This is a genomic window from Streptomyces sp. NBC_00328, assembly GCF_036139655.1.
Lineage (GTDB): Bacteria > Actinomycetota > Actinomycetes > Streptomycetales > Streptomycetaceae > Streptomyces.
In genome coordinates this window covers 4,833,941-4,849,183 of the sequence record NZ_CP108013.1, presented here as the reverse complement: position 1 = coordinate 4,849,183, position 15,243 = coordinate 4,833,941, and the positions used below count along the sequence as shown (strand labels likewise).

At 60.4% G+C, this 15,243-nt stretch carries 5 protein-coding genes, 5 rRNA genes and 1 pseudogene; 9 read left to right on the top strand and 2 right to left on the bottom strand.

What is annotated here, in order from left to right; translation table 11 throughout:
- Positions 1 to 104: 104 nt before the first annotated feature.
- The 6 genes from OG485_RS21200 to OG485_RS21175 all read left to right on the top strand — a co-directional run bounded on the left by OG485_RS21200 (position 105) and on the right by OG485_RS21175 (position 7,920).
- Positions 105 to 1,630: ribosomal RNA gene (locus OG485_RS21200) — 16S ribosomal RNA — on the top strand.
- Positions 1,631 to 1,943: 313 nt separating this feature from the next.
- Positions 1,944 to 5,066 (top strand): 23S ribosomal RNA (locus tag OG485_RS21195).
- 89 nt (positions 5,067 to 5,155) lie between these two features.
- Positions 5,156 to 5,272 (top strand): 5S ribosomal RNA (rrf, locus tag OG485_RS21190).
- The 16S, 23S and 5S rRNA genes sit together here, the layout of an rRNA operon.
- Before the next feature lie 349 nt (positions 5,273 to 5,621).
- Positions 5,622 to 5,975: a hypothetical protein gene (locus OG485_RS21185; protein WP_328669922.1), complete on the top strand. Its 354-nt coding sequence runs from the start codon at positions 5,622 to 5,624 to the stop codon at positions 5,973 to 5,975.
- A gap of 267 nt (positions 5,976 to 6,242) precedes the next feature.
- On the top strand, positions 6,243 to 7,109 hold the full coding sequence (locus OG485_RS21180; protein WP_328669920.1) for a helix-turn-helix domain-containing protein: 867 nt from the start codon (positions 6,243 to 6,245) through the stop codon (positions 7,107 to 7,109).
- A 274-nt stretch (positions 7,110 to 7,383) separates the two neighbouring features.
- On the top strand, positions 7,384 to 7,920 hold the full coding sequence (locus OG485_RS21175; protein WP_328669918.1) for a tetratricopeptide repeat protein: 537 nt from the start codon (positions 7,384 to 7,386) through the stop codon (positions 7,918 to 7,920).
- Between the two features lie 85 nt (positions 7,921 to 8,005).
- Here OG485_RS21175 and OG485_RS21170 read toward each other — a convergent pair.
- Positions 8,006 to 8,173: pseudogene (locus tag OG485_RS21170) on the bottom strand (IS5/IS1182 family transposase); the annotation flags it as partial.
- Positions 8,174 to 8,309: 136 nt separating this feature from the next.
- Positions 8,310 to 8,846: a GNAT family N-acetyltransferase gene (locus OG485_RS21160; protein WP_328669917.1), complete on the bottom strand. Its 537-nt coding sequence runs from the start codon at positions 8,844 to 8,846 to the stop codon at positions 8,310 to 8,312.
- 395 nt (positions 8,847 to 9,241) lie between these two features.
- On the opposite strand from OG485_RS21160, the gene OG485_RS21155 reads away from it, so the two are divergent.
- The 3 genes from OG485_RS21155 to OG485_RS21145 all read left to right on the top strand — a co-directional run bounded on the left by OG485_RS21155 (position 9,242) and on the right by OG485_RS21145 (position 15,242).
- A complete protein-coding gene (locus tag OG485_RS21155; protein WP_328669916.1) occupies positions 9,242 to 9,487 on the top strand; it encodes a hypothetical protein in 246 nt (81 codons plus the stop codon).
- A 798-nt stretch (positions 9,488 to 10,285) separates the two neighbouring features.
- A 16S ribosomal RNA gene (locus OG485_RS21150) occupies positions 10,286 to 11,811 on the top strand.
- Between the two features lie 308 nt (positions 11,812 to 12,119).
- Positions 12,120 to 15,242, top strand: a 23S ribosomal RNA gene (locus OG485_RS21145).
- Position 15,243 lies beyond the last annotated feature (1 nt).

Sequence of the window (15,243 nt, the reverse complement as noted above, 5' to 3'; positions counted from 1 at the left end):
CGGGCATTGTTCCGGCAGGCGCATCAGCGAGGACGCTGTGAACGCCGGTCCTATTCCGACCGGTTGTTCCGCTCTCGTGATGTAAACCGGATTACCGGTAAACATTCACGGAGAGTTTGATCCTGGCTCAGGACGAACGCTGGCGGCGTGCTTAACACATGCAAGTCGAACGATGAAGCCCTTCGGGGTGGATTAGTGGCGAACGGGTGAGTAACACGTGGGCAATCTGCCCTTCACTCTGGGACAAGCCCTGGAAACGGGGTCTAATACCGGATAACACTCCTGCCCGCATGGGTGGGGGTTAAAAGCTCCGGCGGTGAAGGATGAGCCCGCGGCCTATCAGCTTGTTGGTGAGGTAGTGGCTCACCAAGGCGACGACGGGTAGCCGGCCTGAGAGGGCGACCGGCCACACTGGGACTGAGACACGGCCCAGACTCCTACGGGAGGCAGCAGTGGGGAATATTGCACAATGGGCGAAAGCCTGATGCAGCGACGCCGCGTGAGGGATGACGGCCTTCGGGTTGTAAACCTCTTTCAGCAGGGAAGAAGCGAGAGTGACGGTACCTGCAGAAGAAGCGCCGGCTAACTACGTGCCAGCAGCCGCGGTAATACGTAGGGCGCAAGCGTTGTCCGGAATTATTGGGCGTAAAGAGCTCGTAGGCGGCTTGTCACGTCGGGTGTGAAAGCCCGGGGCTTAACCCCGGGTCTGCATTCGATACGGGCTAGCTAGAGTGTGGTAGGGGAGATCGGAATTCCTGGTGTAGCGGTGAAATGCGCAGATATCAGGAGGAACACCGGTGGCGAAGGCGGATCTCTGGGCCATTACTGACGCTGAGGAGCGAAAGCGTGGGGAGCGAACAGGATTAGATACCCTGGTAGTCCACGCCGTAAACGGTGGGAACTAGGTGTTGGCGACATTCCACGTCGTCGGTGCCGCAGCTAACGCATTAAGTTCCCCGCCTGGGGAGTACGGCCGCAAGGCTAAAACTCAAAGGAATTGACGGGGGCCCGCACAAGCAGCGGAGCATGTGGCTTAATTCGACGCAACGCGAAGAACCTTACCAAGGCTTGACATACACCGGAAAGCATTAGAGATAGTGCCCCCCTTGTGGTCGGTGTACAGGTGGTGCATGGCTGTCGTCAGCTCGTGTCGTGAGATGTTGGGTTAAGTCCCGCAACGAGCGCAACCCTTGTTCTGTGTTGCCAGCATGCCCTTCGGGGTGATGGGGACTCACAGGAGACTGCCGGGGTCAACTCGGAGGAAGGTGGGGACGACGTCAAGTCATCATGCCCCTTATGTCTTGGGCTGCACACGTGCTACAATGGCAGGTACAAAGAGCTGCGAAGCCGTGAGGCGGAGCGAATCTCAAAAAGCCTGTCTCAGTTCGGATTGGGGTCTGCAACTCGACCCCATGAAGTCGGAGTTGCTAGTAATCGCAGATCAGCATTGCTGCGGTGAATACGTTCCCGGGCCTTGTACACACCGCCCGTCACGTCACGAAAGTCGGTAACACCCGAAGCCGGTGGCCCAACCCCTTGTGGGAGGGAGCTGTCGAAGGTGGGACTGGCGATTGGGACGAAGTCGTAACAAGGTAGCCGTACCGGAAGGTGCGGCTGGATCACCTCCTTTCTAAGGAGCATCTAGGCCGCCGGGCTTGCCCGGTGGTCCAGGGCCATTACGTCGGCAAATGTTCGACGGTGGTTGCTCATGGGTGGAACGTTGATTATTCGGCACTCTTGACTGTCTTCTCCTTCCGGTACTGCCCTTCGGGGCGTGGAAAGAATGAGGGAAGCGGTAAGAGTGTCGGGCACGCTGTTGGGTGTCTGAAGGTACGGCCCGTGTGGCTGCCTTCAGTGCCGGCCCCAGTGCACTCCGGTGGAAACCGGGGGTGATGGGTGGTTGGTCGTTGTTTGAGAACTGCACAGTGGACGCGAGCATCTGTGGCCAAGTTTTTAAGGGCGCACGGTGGATGCCTTGGCACCAGGAACCGATGAAGGACGTGGGAGGCCACGATAGTCCCCGGGGAGCCGTCAACCAGGCTTTGATCCGGGGGTTTCCGAATGGGGAAACCCGGCAGTCGTCATGGGCTGTCACCCATACCTGAACACATAGGGTATGTGGAGGGAACGCGGGGAAGTGAAACATCTCAGTACCCGCAGGAAGAGAAAACAACCGTGATTCCGGGAGTAGTGGCGAGCGAAACCGGATGAGGCCAAACCTCAAGCGTGTGAGACCCGGCAGGGGTTGCGCTTGGGGGGTTGTGGGATCTCTCTTTCACAGTCTGCCGGCTGTGAGACGAGTCAGAAACCGTTGATGTAGGCGAAGGACATGCGAAAGGTCCGGCGTAGAGGGTAAGACCCCCGTAGTCGAAACATCAACGGCTCGTTTGAGAGACACCCAAGTAGCACGGGGCCCGAGAAATCCCGTGTGAATCTGGCGGGACCACCCGCTAAGCCTAAATATTCCCTGGTGACCGATAGCGGATAGTACCGTGAGGGAATGGTGAAAAGTACCGCGGGAGCGGAGTGAAATAGTACCTGAAACCGTGTGCCTACAAGCCGTGGGAGCGTCGCGCATTGAGTTTACTCAATGCGTCGTGACTGCGTGCCTTTTGAAGAATGAGCCTGCGAGTTTGCGGTGCGTTGCGAGGTTAACCCGTGTGGGGAAGCCGTAGCGAAAGCGAGTCCGAATAGGGCGATTCAGTAGCGCGCTCAAGACCCGAAGCGGAGTGATCTAGCCATGGGCAGGTTGAAGCGGCTGTAAGAGGTCGTGGAGGACCGAACCCACCAGGGTTGAAAACCTGGGGGATGACCTGTGGTTAGGGGTGAAAGGCCAATCAAACTCCGTGATAGCTGGTTCTCCCCGAAATGCATTTAGGTGCAGCGTCGTGTGTTTCTTGCCGGAGGTAGAGCACTGGATAGGCGATGGGCCCTACCGGGTTACTGACCTTAGCCAAACTCCGAATGCCGGTAAGTGAGAGCGCGGCAGTGAGACTGTGGGGGATAAGCTCCATGGTCGAGAGGGAAACAGCCCAGAGCATCGACTAAGGCCCCTAAGCGTACGCTAAGTGGGAAAGGATGTGGAGTCGCACAGACAACCAGGAGGTTGGCTTAGAAGCAGCCACCCTTGAAAGAGTGCGTAATAGCTCACTGGTCTAGTGATTCCGCGCCGACAATGTAGCGGGGCTCAAGCGTACCGCCGAAGTCGTGTCATTGCAGCAATAGGGCCAACGCCCGCTGTGATGGGTAGGGGAGCGTCGTGTGCCGGGTGAAGCCGCGCCGGAAGGCAGTGGTGGACGGTTCACGAGTGAGAATGCAGGCATGAGTAGCGATACACACGTGAGAAACGTGTGCGCCGATTGACTAAGGGTTCCTGGGTCAAGCTGATCTGCCCAGGGTAAGTCGGGACCTAAGGCGAGGCCGACAGGCGTAGTCGATGGATAACCGGTTGATATTCCGGTACCCGCTGTGAAGCGTCAAACATCGAACCAGGCGATGCTAAGTCCGTGAAGCCGCCCCGGAGCCTTCGGGCAAAGGGGAGTGGTGGAGCCGACGGACCAGACCTGTAGTAGGTGAGTGATGGGGTGACGCAGGAAGGTAGTCCATCCCGGGCGGTGGTTGTCCCGGGGTAAGGGTGTAGGCCGTGTGATAGGCAAATCCGTCACACATTAAGGCTGAGACCTGATGCCGAGCCGATTGTGGTGAAGTGGATGATCCTATGCTGTCGAGAAAAGCCTCTAGCGAGTTTCATGGCGGCCCGTACCCTAAACCGACTCAGGTGGTCAGGTAGAGAATACCGAGGCGTTCGGGTGAACTATGGTTAAGGAACTCGGCAAAATGCCCCCGTAACTTCGGGAGAAGGGGGGCCATCACTGGTGATCCGATTTACTCGGTGAGCTGGGGGTGGCCGCAGAGACCAGCGAGAAGCGACTGTTTACTAAAAACACAGGTCCGTGCGAAGCCGTAAGGCGATGTATACGGACTGACGCCTGCCCGGTGCTGGAACGTTAAGGGGACCGGTTAGTCACAATTCGTTGTGGCGAAGCTGAGAACTTAAGCGCCAGTAAACGGCGGTGGTAACTATAACCATCCTAAGGTAGCGAAATTCCTTGTCGGGTAAGTTCCGACCTGCACGAATGGCGTAACGACTTCTCGACTGTCTCAACCATAGGCCCGGTGAAATTGCACTACGAGTAAAGATGCTCGTTTCGCGCAGCAGGACGGAAAGACCCCGGGACCTTTACTACAGTTTGATATTGGTGTTCGGTTCGGCTTGTGTAGGATAGCTGGGAGACTGTGAAGCTTGGACGCCAGTTCAGGTGGAGTCGTCGTTGAAATACCAGTCTGGTCGTGCTGGATGTCTAACCTGGGTCCGTGATCCGGATCAGGGACAGTGTCTGATGGGTAGTTTAACTGGGGCGGTTGCCTCCTAAAGAGTAACGGAGGCGCCCAAAGGTTCCCTCAGCCTGGTTGGCAATCAGGTGTTGAGTGTAAGTGCACAAGGGAGCTTGACTGTGAGACCGACGGGTCGAGCAGGGACGAAAGTCGGGACTAGTGATCCGGCGGTGGCTTGTGGAAGCGCCGTCGCTCAACGGATAAAAGGTACCCCGGGGATAACAGGCTGATCTTCCCCAAGAGTCCATATCGACGGGATGGTTTGGCACCTCGATGTCGGCTCGTCGCATCCTGGGGCTGGAGTCGGTCCCAAGGGTTGGGCTGTTCGCCCATTAAAGCGGTACGCGAGCTGGGTTTAGAACGTCGTGAGACAGTTCGGTCCCTATCCGCTGTGCGCGTAGGAATATTGAGAAGGGCTGTCCCTAGTACGAGAGGACCGGGACGGACGAACCTCTGGTGTGCCAGTTGTCCTGCCAAGGGCATGGCTGGTTGGCTACGTTCGGGAGGGATAACCGCTGAAAGCATCTAAGCGGGAAGCCTGCTTCGAGATGAGTATTCCCACCCCCTCGAGGGGTTAAGGCTCCCAGTAGACGACTGGGTTGATAGGCCAGATCTGGAAGCCCGGCAACGGGTGGAGGTGACTGGTACTAATAGGCCGAGGGCTTGTCCTCAGTTGCTCGCGTCCACTGTGTTGGTTCTGAAACCACGAACAACCCCACGTTTGTCACAGAGCGTGGTGCGGTTGACAGTTTCATAGTGTTTCGGTGGTCATAGCGTGAGGGAAACGCCCGGTTACATTCCGAACCCGGAAGCTAAGCCTCACAGCGCCGATGGTACTGCAGGGGGGACCCTGTGGGAGAGTAGGACGCCGCCGAACAAATTTTGAAGAAAACCCCCGGACCGGGGATACCGGTCCGGGGGTTTTCTGCGTTCAGGACCTATCCGAAGAACGGCGGGACCGACGCCGCTTACGACGAGCCGGCCCTGCTTCTGGAAGCCCCGAACTTGTTTCTTCAGAGAGCTGTCACGGTCCACGAGCCGAGTCATCGGCCGATCGTCCCACGCCGCAGATCTCAGCCGCGGTCAAGCCAAAGGGGTATCCCGTAAGTGCTGGTCACGAAGCTGACCAGGGCGCGGGAAATGCGTAGCTGCTGAGGTGCTGGTGTCGGTATCGTCCGGTCTCCCGGCCCGCTGTACCGGCGGCCTACGTCCAGAGAGTGATGCAGATGACCAGCCGGCAATCCACGACGACCCTGTGGCGCCCCACCGGCCCCAAGGAGCTGGATCTGGTCCGGGAGCTGAACTGGCGCGCCTGGCCGCCGCGACTGCCCGAGCAGCCGATCTTCTACCCGGTCCTCAACGAGGACTACGCGGTAAGGATCGCGCGAGACTGGAACGTGAAGCACGATGGCGCCGGCTTCGTCACTCGTTTCGAGGTCGAGTCGGAGTTCTTGAGCCGGTATCCCATCCAGCAGGCCGGCGGGCAGACGATCCTCGAGCTCTGGGTTCCGGCCGAGGAACTGGACGACTTCAACGCCCACATTGTCGGCGAGATCCAGGTGGTCCATGAGTTCCGCTGAGGCGGGGAGGCCTGCTGTCGGTGGGTCGTACACGCGGTCTGGGGACTCGAGCCGTATCCAGAGCGGTGGTGCCCGAGGCTCGCCCTGGTCGAAGACAGCGGCCAGTTACTGGCCAAGCGGCACACCGCGGCCATCTGGCGCTGCGTGATCAGGACACGCGGGATGAGCAGGCGGCGAGCTGACCCGACCGGACCGGGCACAGGATGTCGGGTCCGGCCCAGTGGGACTTCCCTAGCGTGGGGATCAGTAAGGGAAGGACGGCCAGGAGTGCTGGAGCGGCTGAATGAGGCCATGGACTACATCGAGGACCACCTCGATGAGCCCATCGACGCGGCCGAGCTGGCCCGTATCGCCATGACGTCGGAGTACCACTTCCGGCGGATGTTCTCCGCGCTGGCGGGCATCCCGCTCTCCGAGTACGTCCGCCGCAGGCGGCTGACGCTCTCCGGGGCCGAAGTGCTCGCCGGGGAGCGGACGTTGCTCGATGTCGCGGTGCGGTACGGGTACAGCTCGGGCGAGGCGTTCGCGCGTGCCTTTCGCGCCGTGCACGGGGTCGGTCCCGGCGAGGCGCGGCGGACAGGAGCGGCGCTGCAGTCCCAGCCGCGGATGTCCTTCCGGCTGATCGTGGAAGGGAGCACCAGCATGCGGTACCGGGTAGTGGAGAAGGACGGGTTCAGGCTCGTGGGCAGGGGGACACAGGTCCCGCTGGTCTACGAGGGGATGAACCCGGCCATCGTGGAGTTCGTCAAGAGCATCGGCAGGGAGACGCTGGGGCGCTGGGAGGAGTGCGCGGACGGGGAGCCCGGCGGTGTCGTGGCCGCTGTCAGCAACCACTCCGCGGACGACGCGGAGGGCACCGAAATCGGCTACTTCCAAGGGGTGGTGAGCGATGCGGAAGTGCCCGGCGCTTCGGACAGCCTCGACGTCGAACCGGGGACGTGGGCGGTGTTCGAGTCCTCGGGCCAGTTCCCGCTGGCGGTGCAGTACCTCTGGCGAGACGTGTACACGCAGTGGTTCCCGTCGAACCCGTACCGGAGCCGGCCAGGTCCGTCGCTCTCGCGCACGCGGGTGTCCGAGGACGGTACGCACGCGGACGCGGAGGTATGGATTCCGGTGGAGCGGGTCGGCGGCTGAACCCCGACGCCGACTACGGCTTGCAGAGCAGCCCGCCATATGCGTACAGCTGCTTGCTCTGCTTACGGCTTCGCGATTGATCGCGGTTCGGCTGTGACAGGAGGCGGCCGGACCGGACCATCAGAACGAGTCCTACGAGGAGCAGTTGATCCAGCTGATCTGTGACCACCTGGGGTTGCCCCCGCTGGGATCGCGACACCATGACGGTGGACCGCGACCTGGTGGCCTCCTGTTTCCAGGAGATCTTTAACGGACGGTGTCAGCGTGGGGTGCCATGAGCGGTGATCACGAGAGGGATGCGGCGCTGGCGCGAGCCGTGCAGCTGCGGGAGCAGGGCCGGATTGGGCAGGCCCGGGAACAATTGATGGAGCTGGCCGAGCGGTATCCGAAGGATGCCGAAATCGCCTATCAGACCGCCTGGGCGCACGATGTCCTCGGCCTGGAGACCGAGGCCGTTCCGTTCTACGAGCGGGCCCTGGGTGGTGCGGGACTGTCTCCAGAAGATCGGCACGGGGCTTTCCTCGGGCTGGGAAGCACTCATCGGGTCCTGGGCTCCTACGGGGCGGCCGTGCAGACCCTGCGGCATGCACTTGAGGAGTTCCCGGATGATCCGGCGCTGCAGGCTTTCCTGGCCATGGCGCTGTACAACGACGGTGAACACCGCGAGGCGGTGCGGCTACTGCTGAAGACGGTGGCCGCCACCAGTAGCGACCGCCGGGTGCAGGACTACCGGCGCGCGATCGAGCACTACGCCGACGATCTGGACGCCGGGCAGCAGACAGACGAAGGGCCGCGGGAAGGGGAGCGATGAGTCATCGGCGGTGGCGTGGGCGGTCGTCCCAGCGGTGAGTGGTCCAGTTCTGCACGGGTGCCGGCGGAGTCGTAGCCGGCATCGAGAGACCGACGATGCGGGCGTAGGCCTCCAGCGCGATCTGCTTCAGCCGGGCGAAAAAGCCCAGGCGTATCCACTCGTCGCGGCGCCTTCGGACCGTGTGGCCGGAACAGGTCGTGTCCGCGATCGCCCCGTAGGAGCAGCCGAAGCGCAGGATCTGCAGCAGCTTGTCGCTGCTATTCCGTCGGCGACGACCGATTGTGGGGCGTCAACCGTCGGCGCAAGGGCACCGCCAACAGCTTGGCCGCGCTGAAGTCGATCTGCGCCGCCCGACCGGACGGCGCACCGACCTGCATCATCCTGGACCATCAGCTCGTTGCACTACGGGCGATGCGGTAGAGCACGTTCGGACGCAGTGGTCCGGACGCGGTCGGGTCGTCGAAGTCGTCGGCCGGGTCCCGGGTCATGCCGATCCGGTGCATCACCGCTTGTGAACGGACGTTGGTGGCTGTTGTGACCGCGAGGATCTCGGGAAGCTCAAGAGTGTCGAAGCCGTGGGCCAGGACTGTCAGCGCAGCCTCGGTAGCGTAGCCCCGGCCCCAGGCCGAGCGGGTGAGCCGCCAGCCGATCTCCACTCCCGTGAAGGGCACGTCGTCGTCCACTTCGTCCAAGCCTGCGAAGCCGATGAACTCGCCCGTGACCTGCACCTCAACCGCCCACCACCCGAAGCCCCGCTGGTCGAACTCGGCCTGGAACTGTGCCACGGACGCATCGCTCTGTTCGCGGGTAAGCAGGTCGCCCAAGTGCTCCCGAACCTCGGGATCGGCATTCATCGCCGCCCACGGGGCAAGGTCGGAGTCACGCCATCGGCGCAGGACAAGGCGATCGGTACGCAGTTCAGCCATACTGCCCAGCCAACGTGAGCTCTGGCCCCGAGGCAATCTCATTTCTTCTGGGTGGCACCGCCACCCAGAAGCACGGATCGCTCCCAGGGCGAACAAACGACCACCGACCCGGCGAACCCATGCGGTCACAGCACTAGCGGGTTTGCGGACCGGTAAGCGGCAGGCCCGCAGCCTCTGCCGAGGCCTATCTCGGTCGCCCGGACGGATTCGGCATGAGAGCCTCGCGCCCGTGGCTACTGACACCCAGGTGGGAGAGCTGTTGCACCAGCGCGGCTGGCGAACGGCTTTCACGGTCGCTGAACGGGTGAACGCGTGGGCCGCCCTGGTGAACGGCATCGAGTGCGGCTACGGCGACGACATCTACGAGTACACCAGACCTCTACTGCCGAAACTGGTTGCACGAGGCGTGGCTCCTGCTGGACGAACACATCGTCCAGATCTGGACTCCGCAGATCAAAGCCCTGGACGACCGGTACAAGGCCGCGACCGTCGATGACGACGGCCAAGCACTCGACCAGTTCCACGGACTGCCCGGACCCGAGCTGTGGTGGTGGCGGCGACACCCCCGCATCCTCACCGGAGACCTCGGGCGTTCGCTTCGCTCGGCCGGCGCCATCGGTACCGACCCTGATACAGCATGACCCTCAGCCTCGTGGGTCACGGGACAGTCGGCGCCGAGGTGCGCCGTCGGCACGCGTCCGCGAACCGCGACGGGATCCGCCGGCTTCCTGATCCGGTGGGCCGAGCTGTCACCGCTGGCCCGCGGCTTCCGGAGCGCCCTAAAAGATCTTGACAGGGGAGGTTGACACCACCCTGGCGGATCCGTAGAGTCCTTCGAGTTGTCACGGAGCCGGAACGGTTCCGCGACGGCGCCTCCGCCGCTGATGCGGCAATCAAACCACCAGCACGATCTCCCAGCCGGGGTGAATTCGGCGTGTCCGAATTCAATTCGATTGGGGCCCGGCGGCCCGATTAGGAACTGCCGGGAAGATCCGCTAAAGTTTGAGACGTCGGAACGGCCCAACGGCCGGGAAGACAAGCCCCGCTGACTGGGGGTCAGGCCCGAAAGGTTCTGATAGAGTCGGACCCGCCGGAAAGGGAAACGCGCAAGCGGAAACCTGGAAAGCGCCGAGGAAATCGGATACGGAAACGGTCTGATAGAGTCGGAAACGCAAGACCGAAGGGAAGCGCCCGGAGGAAAGCCCGAGAGGGTGAGTACAAAGGAAGCGTCCGTTCCTTGAGAACTCAACAGCGTGCCAAAAATCAACGCCAGATTTGTTGATACCCCGTCTCCGGCCGTTCGGTCGGGACGAGGTTCCTTTGAAAAAGTCCTGCCGGGCATTGTTCCGGCAGGCGCATCAGCGAGGACGCTGTGAACGCCGGTCCTATTCCGACCGGTTGTTCCGCTCTCGTGGTGTCGTCCCGATTACGGGAAAACATTCACGGAGAGTTTGATCCTGGCTCAGGACGAACGCTGGCGGCGTGCTTAACACATGCAAGTCGAACGATGAAGCCCTTCGGGGTGGATTAGTGGCGAACGGGTGAGTAACACGTGGGCAATCTGCCCTTCACTCTGGGACAAGCCCTGGAAACGGGGTCTAATACCGGATAACACTCCTGCCCGCATGGGTGGGGGTTAAAAGCTCCGGCGGTGAAGGATGAGCCCGCGGCCTATCAGCTTGTTGGTGAGGTAGTGGCTCACCAAGGCGACGACGGGTAGCCGGCCTGAGAGGGCGACCGGCCACACTGGGACTGAGACACGGCCCAGACTCCTACGGGAGGCAGCAGTGGGGAATATTGCACAATGGGCGAAAGCCTGATGCAGCGACGCCGCGTGAGGGATGACGGCCTTCGGGTTGTAAACCTCTTTCAGCAGGGAAGAAGCGAGAGTGACGGTACCTGCAGAAGAAGCGCCGGCTAACTACGTGCCAGCAGCCGCGGTAATACGTAGGGCGCAAGCGTTGTCCGGAATTATTGGGCGTAAAGAGCTCGTAGGCGGCTTGTCACGTCGGGTGTGAAAGCCCGGGGCTTAACCCCGGGTCTGCATTCGATACGGGCTAGCTAGAGTGTGGTAGGGGAGATCGGAATTCCTGGTGTAGCGGTGAAATGCGCAGATATCAGGAGGAACACCGGTGGCGAAGGCGGATCTCTGGGCCATTACTGACGCTGAGGAGCGAAAGCGTGGGGAGCGAACAGGATTAGATACCCTGGTAGTCCACGCCGTAAACGGTGGGAACTAGGTGTTGGCGACATTCCACGTCGTCGGTGCCGCAGCTAACGCATTAAGTTCCCCGCCTGGGGAGTACGGCCGCAAGGCTAAAACTCAAAGGAATTGACGGGGGCCCGCACAAGCAGCGGAGCATGTGGCTTAATTCGACGCAACGCGAAGAACCTTACCAAGGCTTGACATACACCGGAAAGCATTAGAGATAGTGCCCCCCTTGTGGTCGGTGTACAGGTGGTGCATGGCTGTCGTCAGCTCGTGTCGTGAGATGTTGGGTTAAGTCCCGCAACGAGCGCAACCCTTGTTCTGTGTTGCCAGCATGCCCTTCGGGGTGATGGGGACTCACAGGAGACTGCCGGGGTCAACTCGGAGGAAGGTGGGGACGACGTCAAGTCATCATGCCCCTTATGTCTTGGGCTGCACACGTGCTACAATGGCAGGTACAAAGAGCTGCGAAGCCGTGAGGCGGAGCGAATCTCAAAAAGCCTGTCTCAGTTCGGATTGGGGTCTGCAACTCGACCCCATGAAGTCGGAGTTGCTAGTAATCGCAGATCAGCATTGCTGCGGTGAATACGTTCCCGGGCCTTGTACACACCGCCCGTCACGTCACGAAAGTCGGTAACACCCGAAGCCGGTGGCCCAACCCCTTGTGGGAGGGAGCTGTCGAAGGTGGGACTGGCGATTGGGACGAAGTCGTAACAAGGTAGCCGTACCGGAAGGTGCGGCTGGATCACCTCCTTTCTAAGGAGCACTTCTTACTCGGTCCGCCGAGTCAGAGGCCAGTACATCGGCGAATGTCCGATGCTGGTTGCTCATGGGTGGAACGTTGATTATTCGGCACTCTTGACTGTCTTCTCCTTCCGGTACTGCCCTTCGGGGCGTGGAAAGAATGAGGGAAGCGGTAAGAGTGTCGGGCACGCTGTTGGGTGTCTGAAGGTACGGCCCGTGTGGCTGCCTTCAGTGCCGGCCCCGGTGAAGCATCGCGTAAGTGGTGTGTGACGGGTGGTTGGTCGTTGTTTGAGAACTGCACAGTGGACGCGAGCATCTGTGGCCAAGTTTTTAAGGGCGCACGGTGGATGCCTTGGCACCAGGAACCGATGAAGGACGTGGGAGGCCACGATAGTCCCCGGGGAGCCGTCAACCAGGCTTTGATCCGGGGGTTTCCGAATGGGGAAACCCGGCAGTCGTCATGGGCTGTCACCCATACCTGAACACATAGGGTATGTGGAGGGAACGCGGGGAAGTGAAACATCTCAGTACCCGCAGGAAGAGAAAACAACCGTGATTCCGGGAGTAGTGGCGAGCGAAACCGGATGAGGCCAAACCTCAAGCGTGTGAGACCCGGCAGGGGTTGCGCTTGGGGGGTTGTGGGATCTCTCTTTCACAGTCTGCCGGCTGTGAGACGAGTCAGAAACCGTTGATGTAGGCGAAGGACATGCGAAAGGTCCGGCGTAGAGGGTAAGACCCCCGTAGTCGAAACATCAACGGCTCGTTTGAGAGACACCCAAGTAGCACGGGGCCCGAGAAATCCCGTGTGAATCTGGCGGGACCACCCGCTAAGCCTAAATATTCCCTGGTGACCGATAGCGGATAGTACCGTGAGGGAATGGTGAAAAGTACCGCGGGAGCGGAGTGAAATAGTACCTGAAACCGTGTGCCTACAAGCCGTGGGAGCGTCGCGCATTGAGTTTACTCAATGCGTCGTGACTGCGTGCCTTTTGAAGAATGAGCCTGCGAGTTTGCGGTGCGTTGCGAGGTTAACCCGTGTGGGGAAGCCGTAGCGAAAGCGAGTCCGAATAGGGCGATTCAGTAGCGCGCTCAAGACCCGAAGCGGAGTGATCTAGCCATGGGCAGGTTGAAGCGGCTGTAAGAGGTCGTGGAGGACCGAACCCACCAGGGTTGAAAACCTGGGGGATGACCTGTGGTTAGGGGTGAAAGGCCAATCAAACTCCGTGATAGCTGGTTCTCCCCGAAATGCATTTAGGTGCAGCGTCGTGTGTTTCTTGCCGGAGGTAGAGCACTGGATAGGCGATGGGCCCTACCGGGTTACTGACCTTAGCCAAACTCCGAATGCCGGTAAGTGAGAGCGCGGCAGTGAGACTGTGGGGGATAAGCTCCATGGTCGAGAGGGAAACAGCCCAGAGCATCGACTAAGGCCCCTAAGCGTACGCTAAGTGGGAAAGGATGTGGAGTCGCACAGACAACCAGGAGGTTGGCTTAGAAGCAGCCACCCTTGAAAGAGTGCGTAATAGCTCACTGGTCTAGTGATTCCGCGCCGACAATGTAGCGGGGCTCAAGCGTACCGCCGAAGTCGTGTCATTGCAGCGTATAGCCCCAACGGGTGTTGTGATGGGTAGGGGAGCGTCGTGTGCCGGGTGAAGCCGCGCCGGAAGGCAGTGGTGGACGGTTCACGAGTGAGAATGCAGGCATGAGTAGCGATACACACGTGAGAAACGTGTGCGCCGATTGACTAAGGGTTCCTGGGTCAAGCTGATCTGCCCAGGGTAAGTCGGGACCTAAGGCGAGGCCGACAGGCGTAGTCGATGGATAACCGGTTGATATTCCGGTACCCGCTGTGAAGCGTCAAACATCGAACCAGGCGATGCTAAGTCCGTGAAGCCGCCCCGGAGCCTTCGGGCAAAGGGGAGTGGTGGAGCCGACGGACCAGACCTGTAGTAGGTGAGTGATGGGGTGACGCAGGAAGGTAGTCCATCCCGGGCGGTGGTTGTCCCGGGGTAAGGGTGTAGGCCGTGTGATAGGCAAATCCGTCACACATTAAGGCTGAGACCTGATGCCGAGCCGATTGTGGTGAAGTGGATGATCCTATGCTGTCGAGAAAAGCCTCTAGCGAGTTTCATGGCGGCCCGTACCCTAAACCGACTCAGGTGGTCAGGTAGAGAATACCGAGGCGTTCGGGTGAACTATGGTTAAGGAACTCGGCAAAATGCCCCCGTAACTTCGGGAGAAGGGGGGCCATCACTGGTGATCCGATTTACTCGGTGAGCTGGGGGTGGCCGCAGAGACCAGCGAGAAGCGACTGTTTACTAAAAACACAGGTCCGTGCGAAGCCGTAAGGCGATGTATACGGACTGACGCCTGCCCGGTGCTGGAACGTTAAGGGGACCGGTTAGTCACTCTTCGGGGTGGCGAAGCTGAGAACTTAAGCGCCAGTAAACGGCGGTGGTAACTATAACCATCCTAAGGTAGCGAAATTCCTTGTCGGGTAAGTTCCGACCTGCACGAATGGCGTAACGACTTCTCGACTGTCTCAACCATAGGCCCGGTGAAATTGCACTACGAGTAAAGATGCTCGTTTCGCGCAGCAGGACGGAAAGACCCCGGGACCTTTACTACAGTTTGATATTGGTGTTCGGTTCGGCTTGTGTAGGATAGCTGGGAGACTGTGAAGCTTGGACGCCAGTTCAGGTGGAGTCGTCGTTGAAATACCAGTCTGGTCGTGCTGGATGTCTAACCTGGGTCCGTGATCCGGATCAGGGACAGTGTCTGATGGGTAGTTTAACTGGGGCGGTTGCCTCCTAAAGAGTAACGGAGGCGCCCAAAGGTTCCCTCAGCCTGGTTGGCAATCAGGTGTTGAGTGTAAGTGCACAAGGGAGCTTGACTGTGAGACCGACGGGTCGAGCAGGGACGAAAGTCGGGACTAGTGATCCGGCGGTGGCTTGTGGAAGCGCCGTCGCTCAACGGATAAAAGGTACCCCGGGGATAACAGGCTGATCTTCCCCAAGAGTCCATATCGACGGGATGGTTTGGCACCTCGATGTCGGCTCGTCGCATCCTGGGGCTGGAGTCGGTCCCAAGGGTTGGGCTGTTCGCCCATTAAAGCGGTACGCGAGCTGGGTTTAGAACGTCGTGAGACAGTTCGGTCCCTATCCGCTGTGCGCGTAGGAATATTGAGAAGGGCTGTCCCTAGTACGAGAGGACCGGGACGGACGAACCTCTGGTGTGCCAGTTGTCCTGCCAAGGGCATGGCTGGTTGGCTACGTTCGGGAGGGATAACCGCTGAAAGCATCTAAGCGGGAAGCCTGCTTCGAGATGAGTATTCCCACCCCTTGAGGGGTTAAGGCTCCCAGTAGACGACTGGGTTGATAGGCCAGATCTGGAAGCCCGGCAACGGGTGGAGGTGACTGGTACTAATAGGCCGAGGGCTTGTCCTCA

What these genes read in the sequence shown, in the direction of transcription:
- OG485_RS21185 (WP_328669922.1), top strand. Translation starts at nt 5,622, where the DNA reads ATGACCAGCCGGCAATCCACGACGACCCTGTGGCGCCCCACCGGCCCC.
- OG485_RS21175 (WP_328669918.1), top strand. Translation starts at nt 7,384, where the DNA reads ATGAGCGGTGATCACGAGAGGGATGCGGCGCTGGCGCGAGCCGTGCAG.
- OG485_RS21160 (WP_328669917.1), bottom strand. Translation starts at nt 8,846, where the DNA reads ATGGCTGAACTGCGTACCGATCGCCTTGTCCTGCGCCGATGGCGTGAC.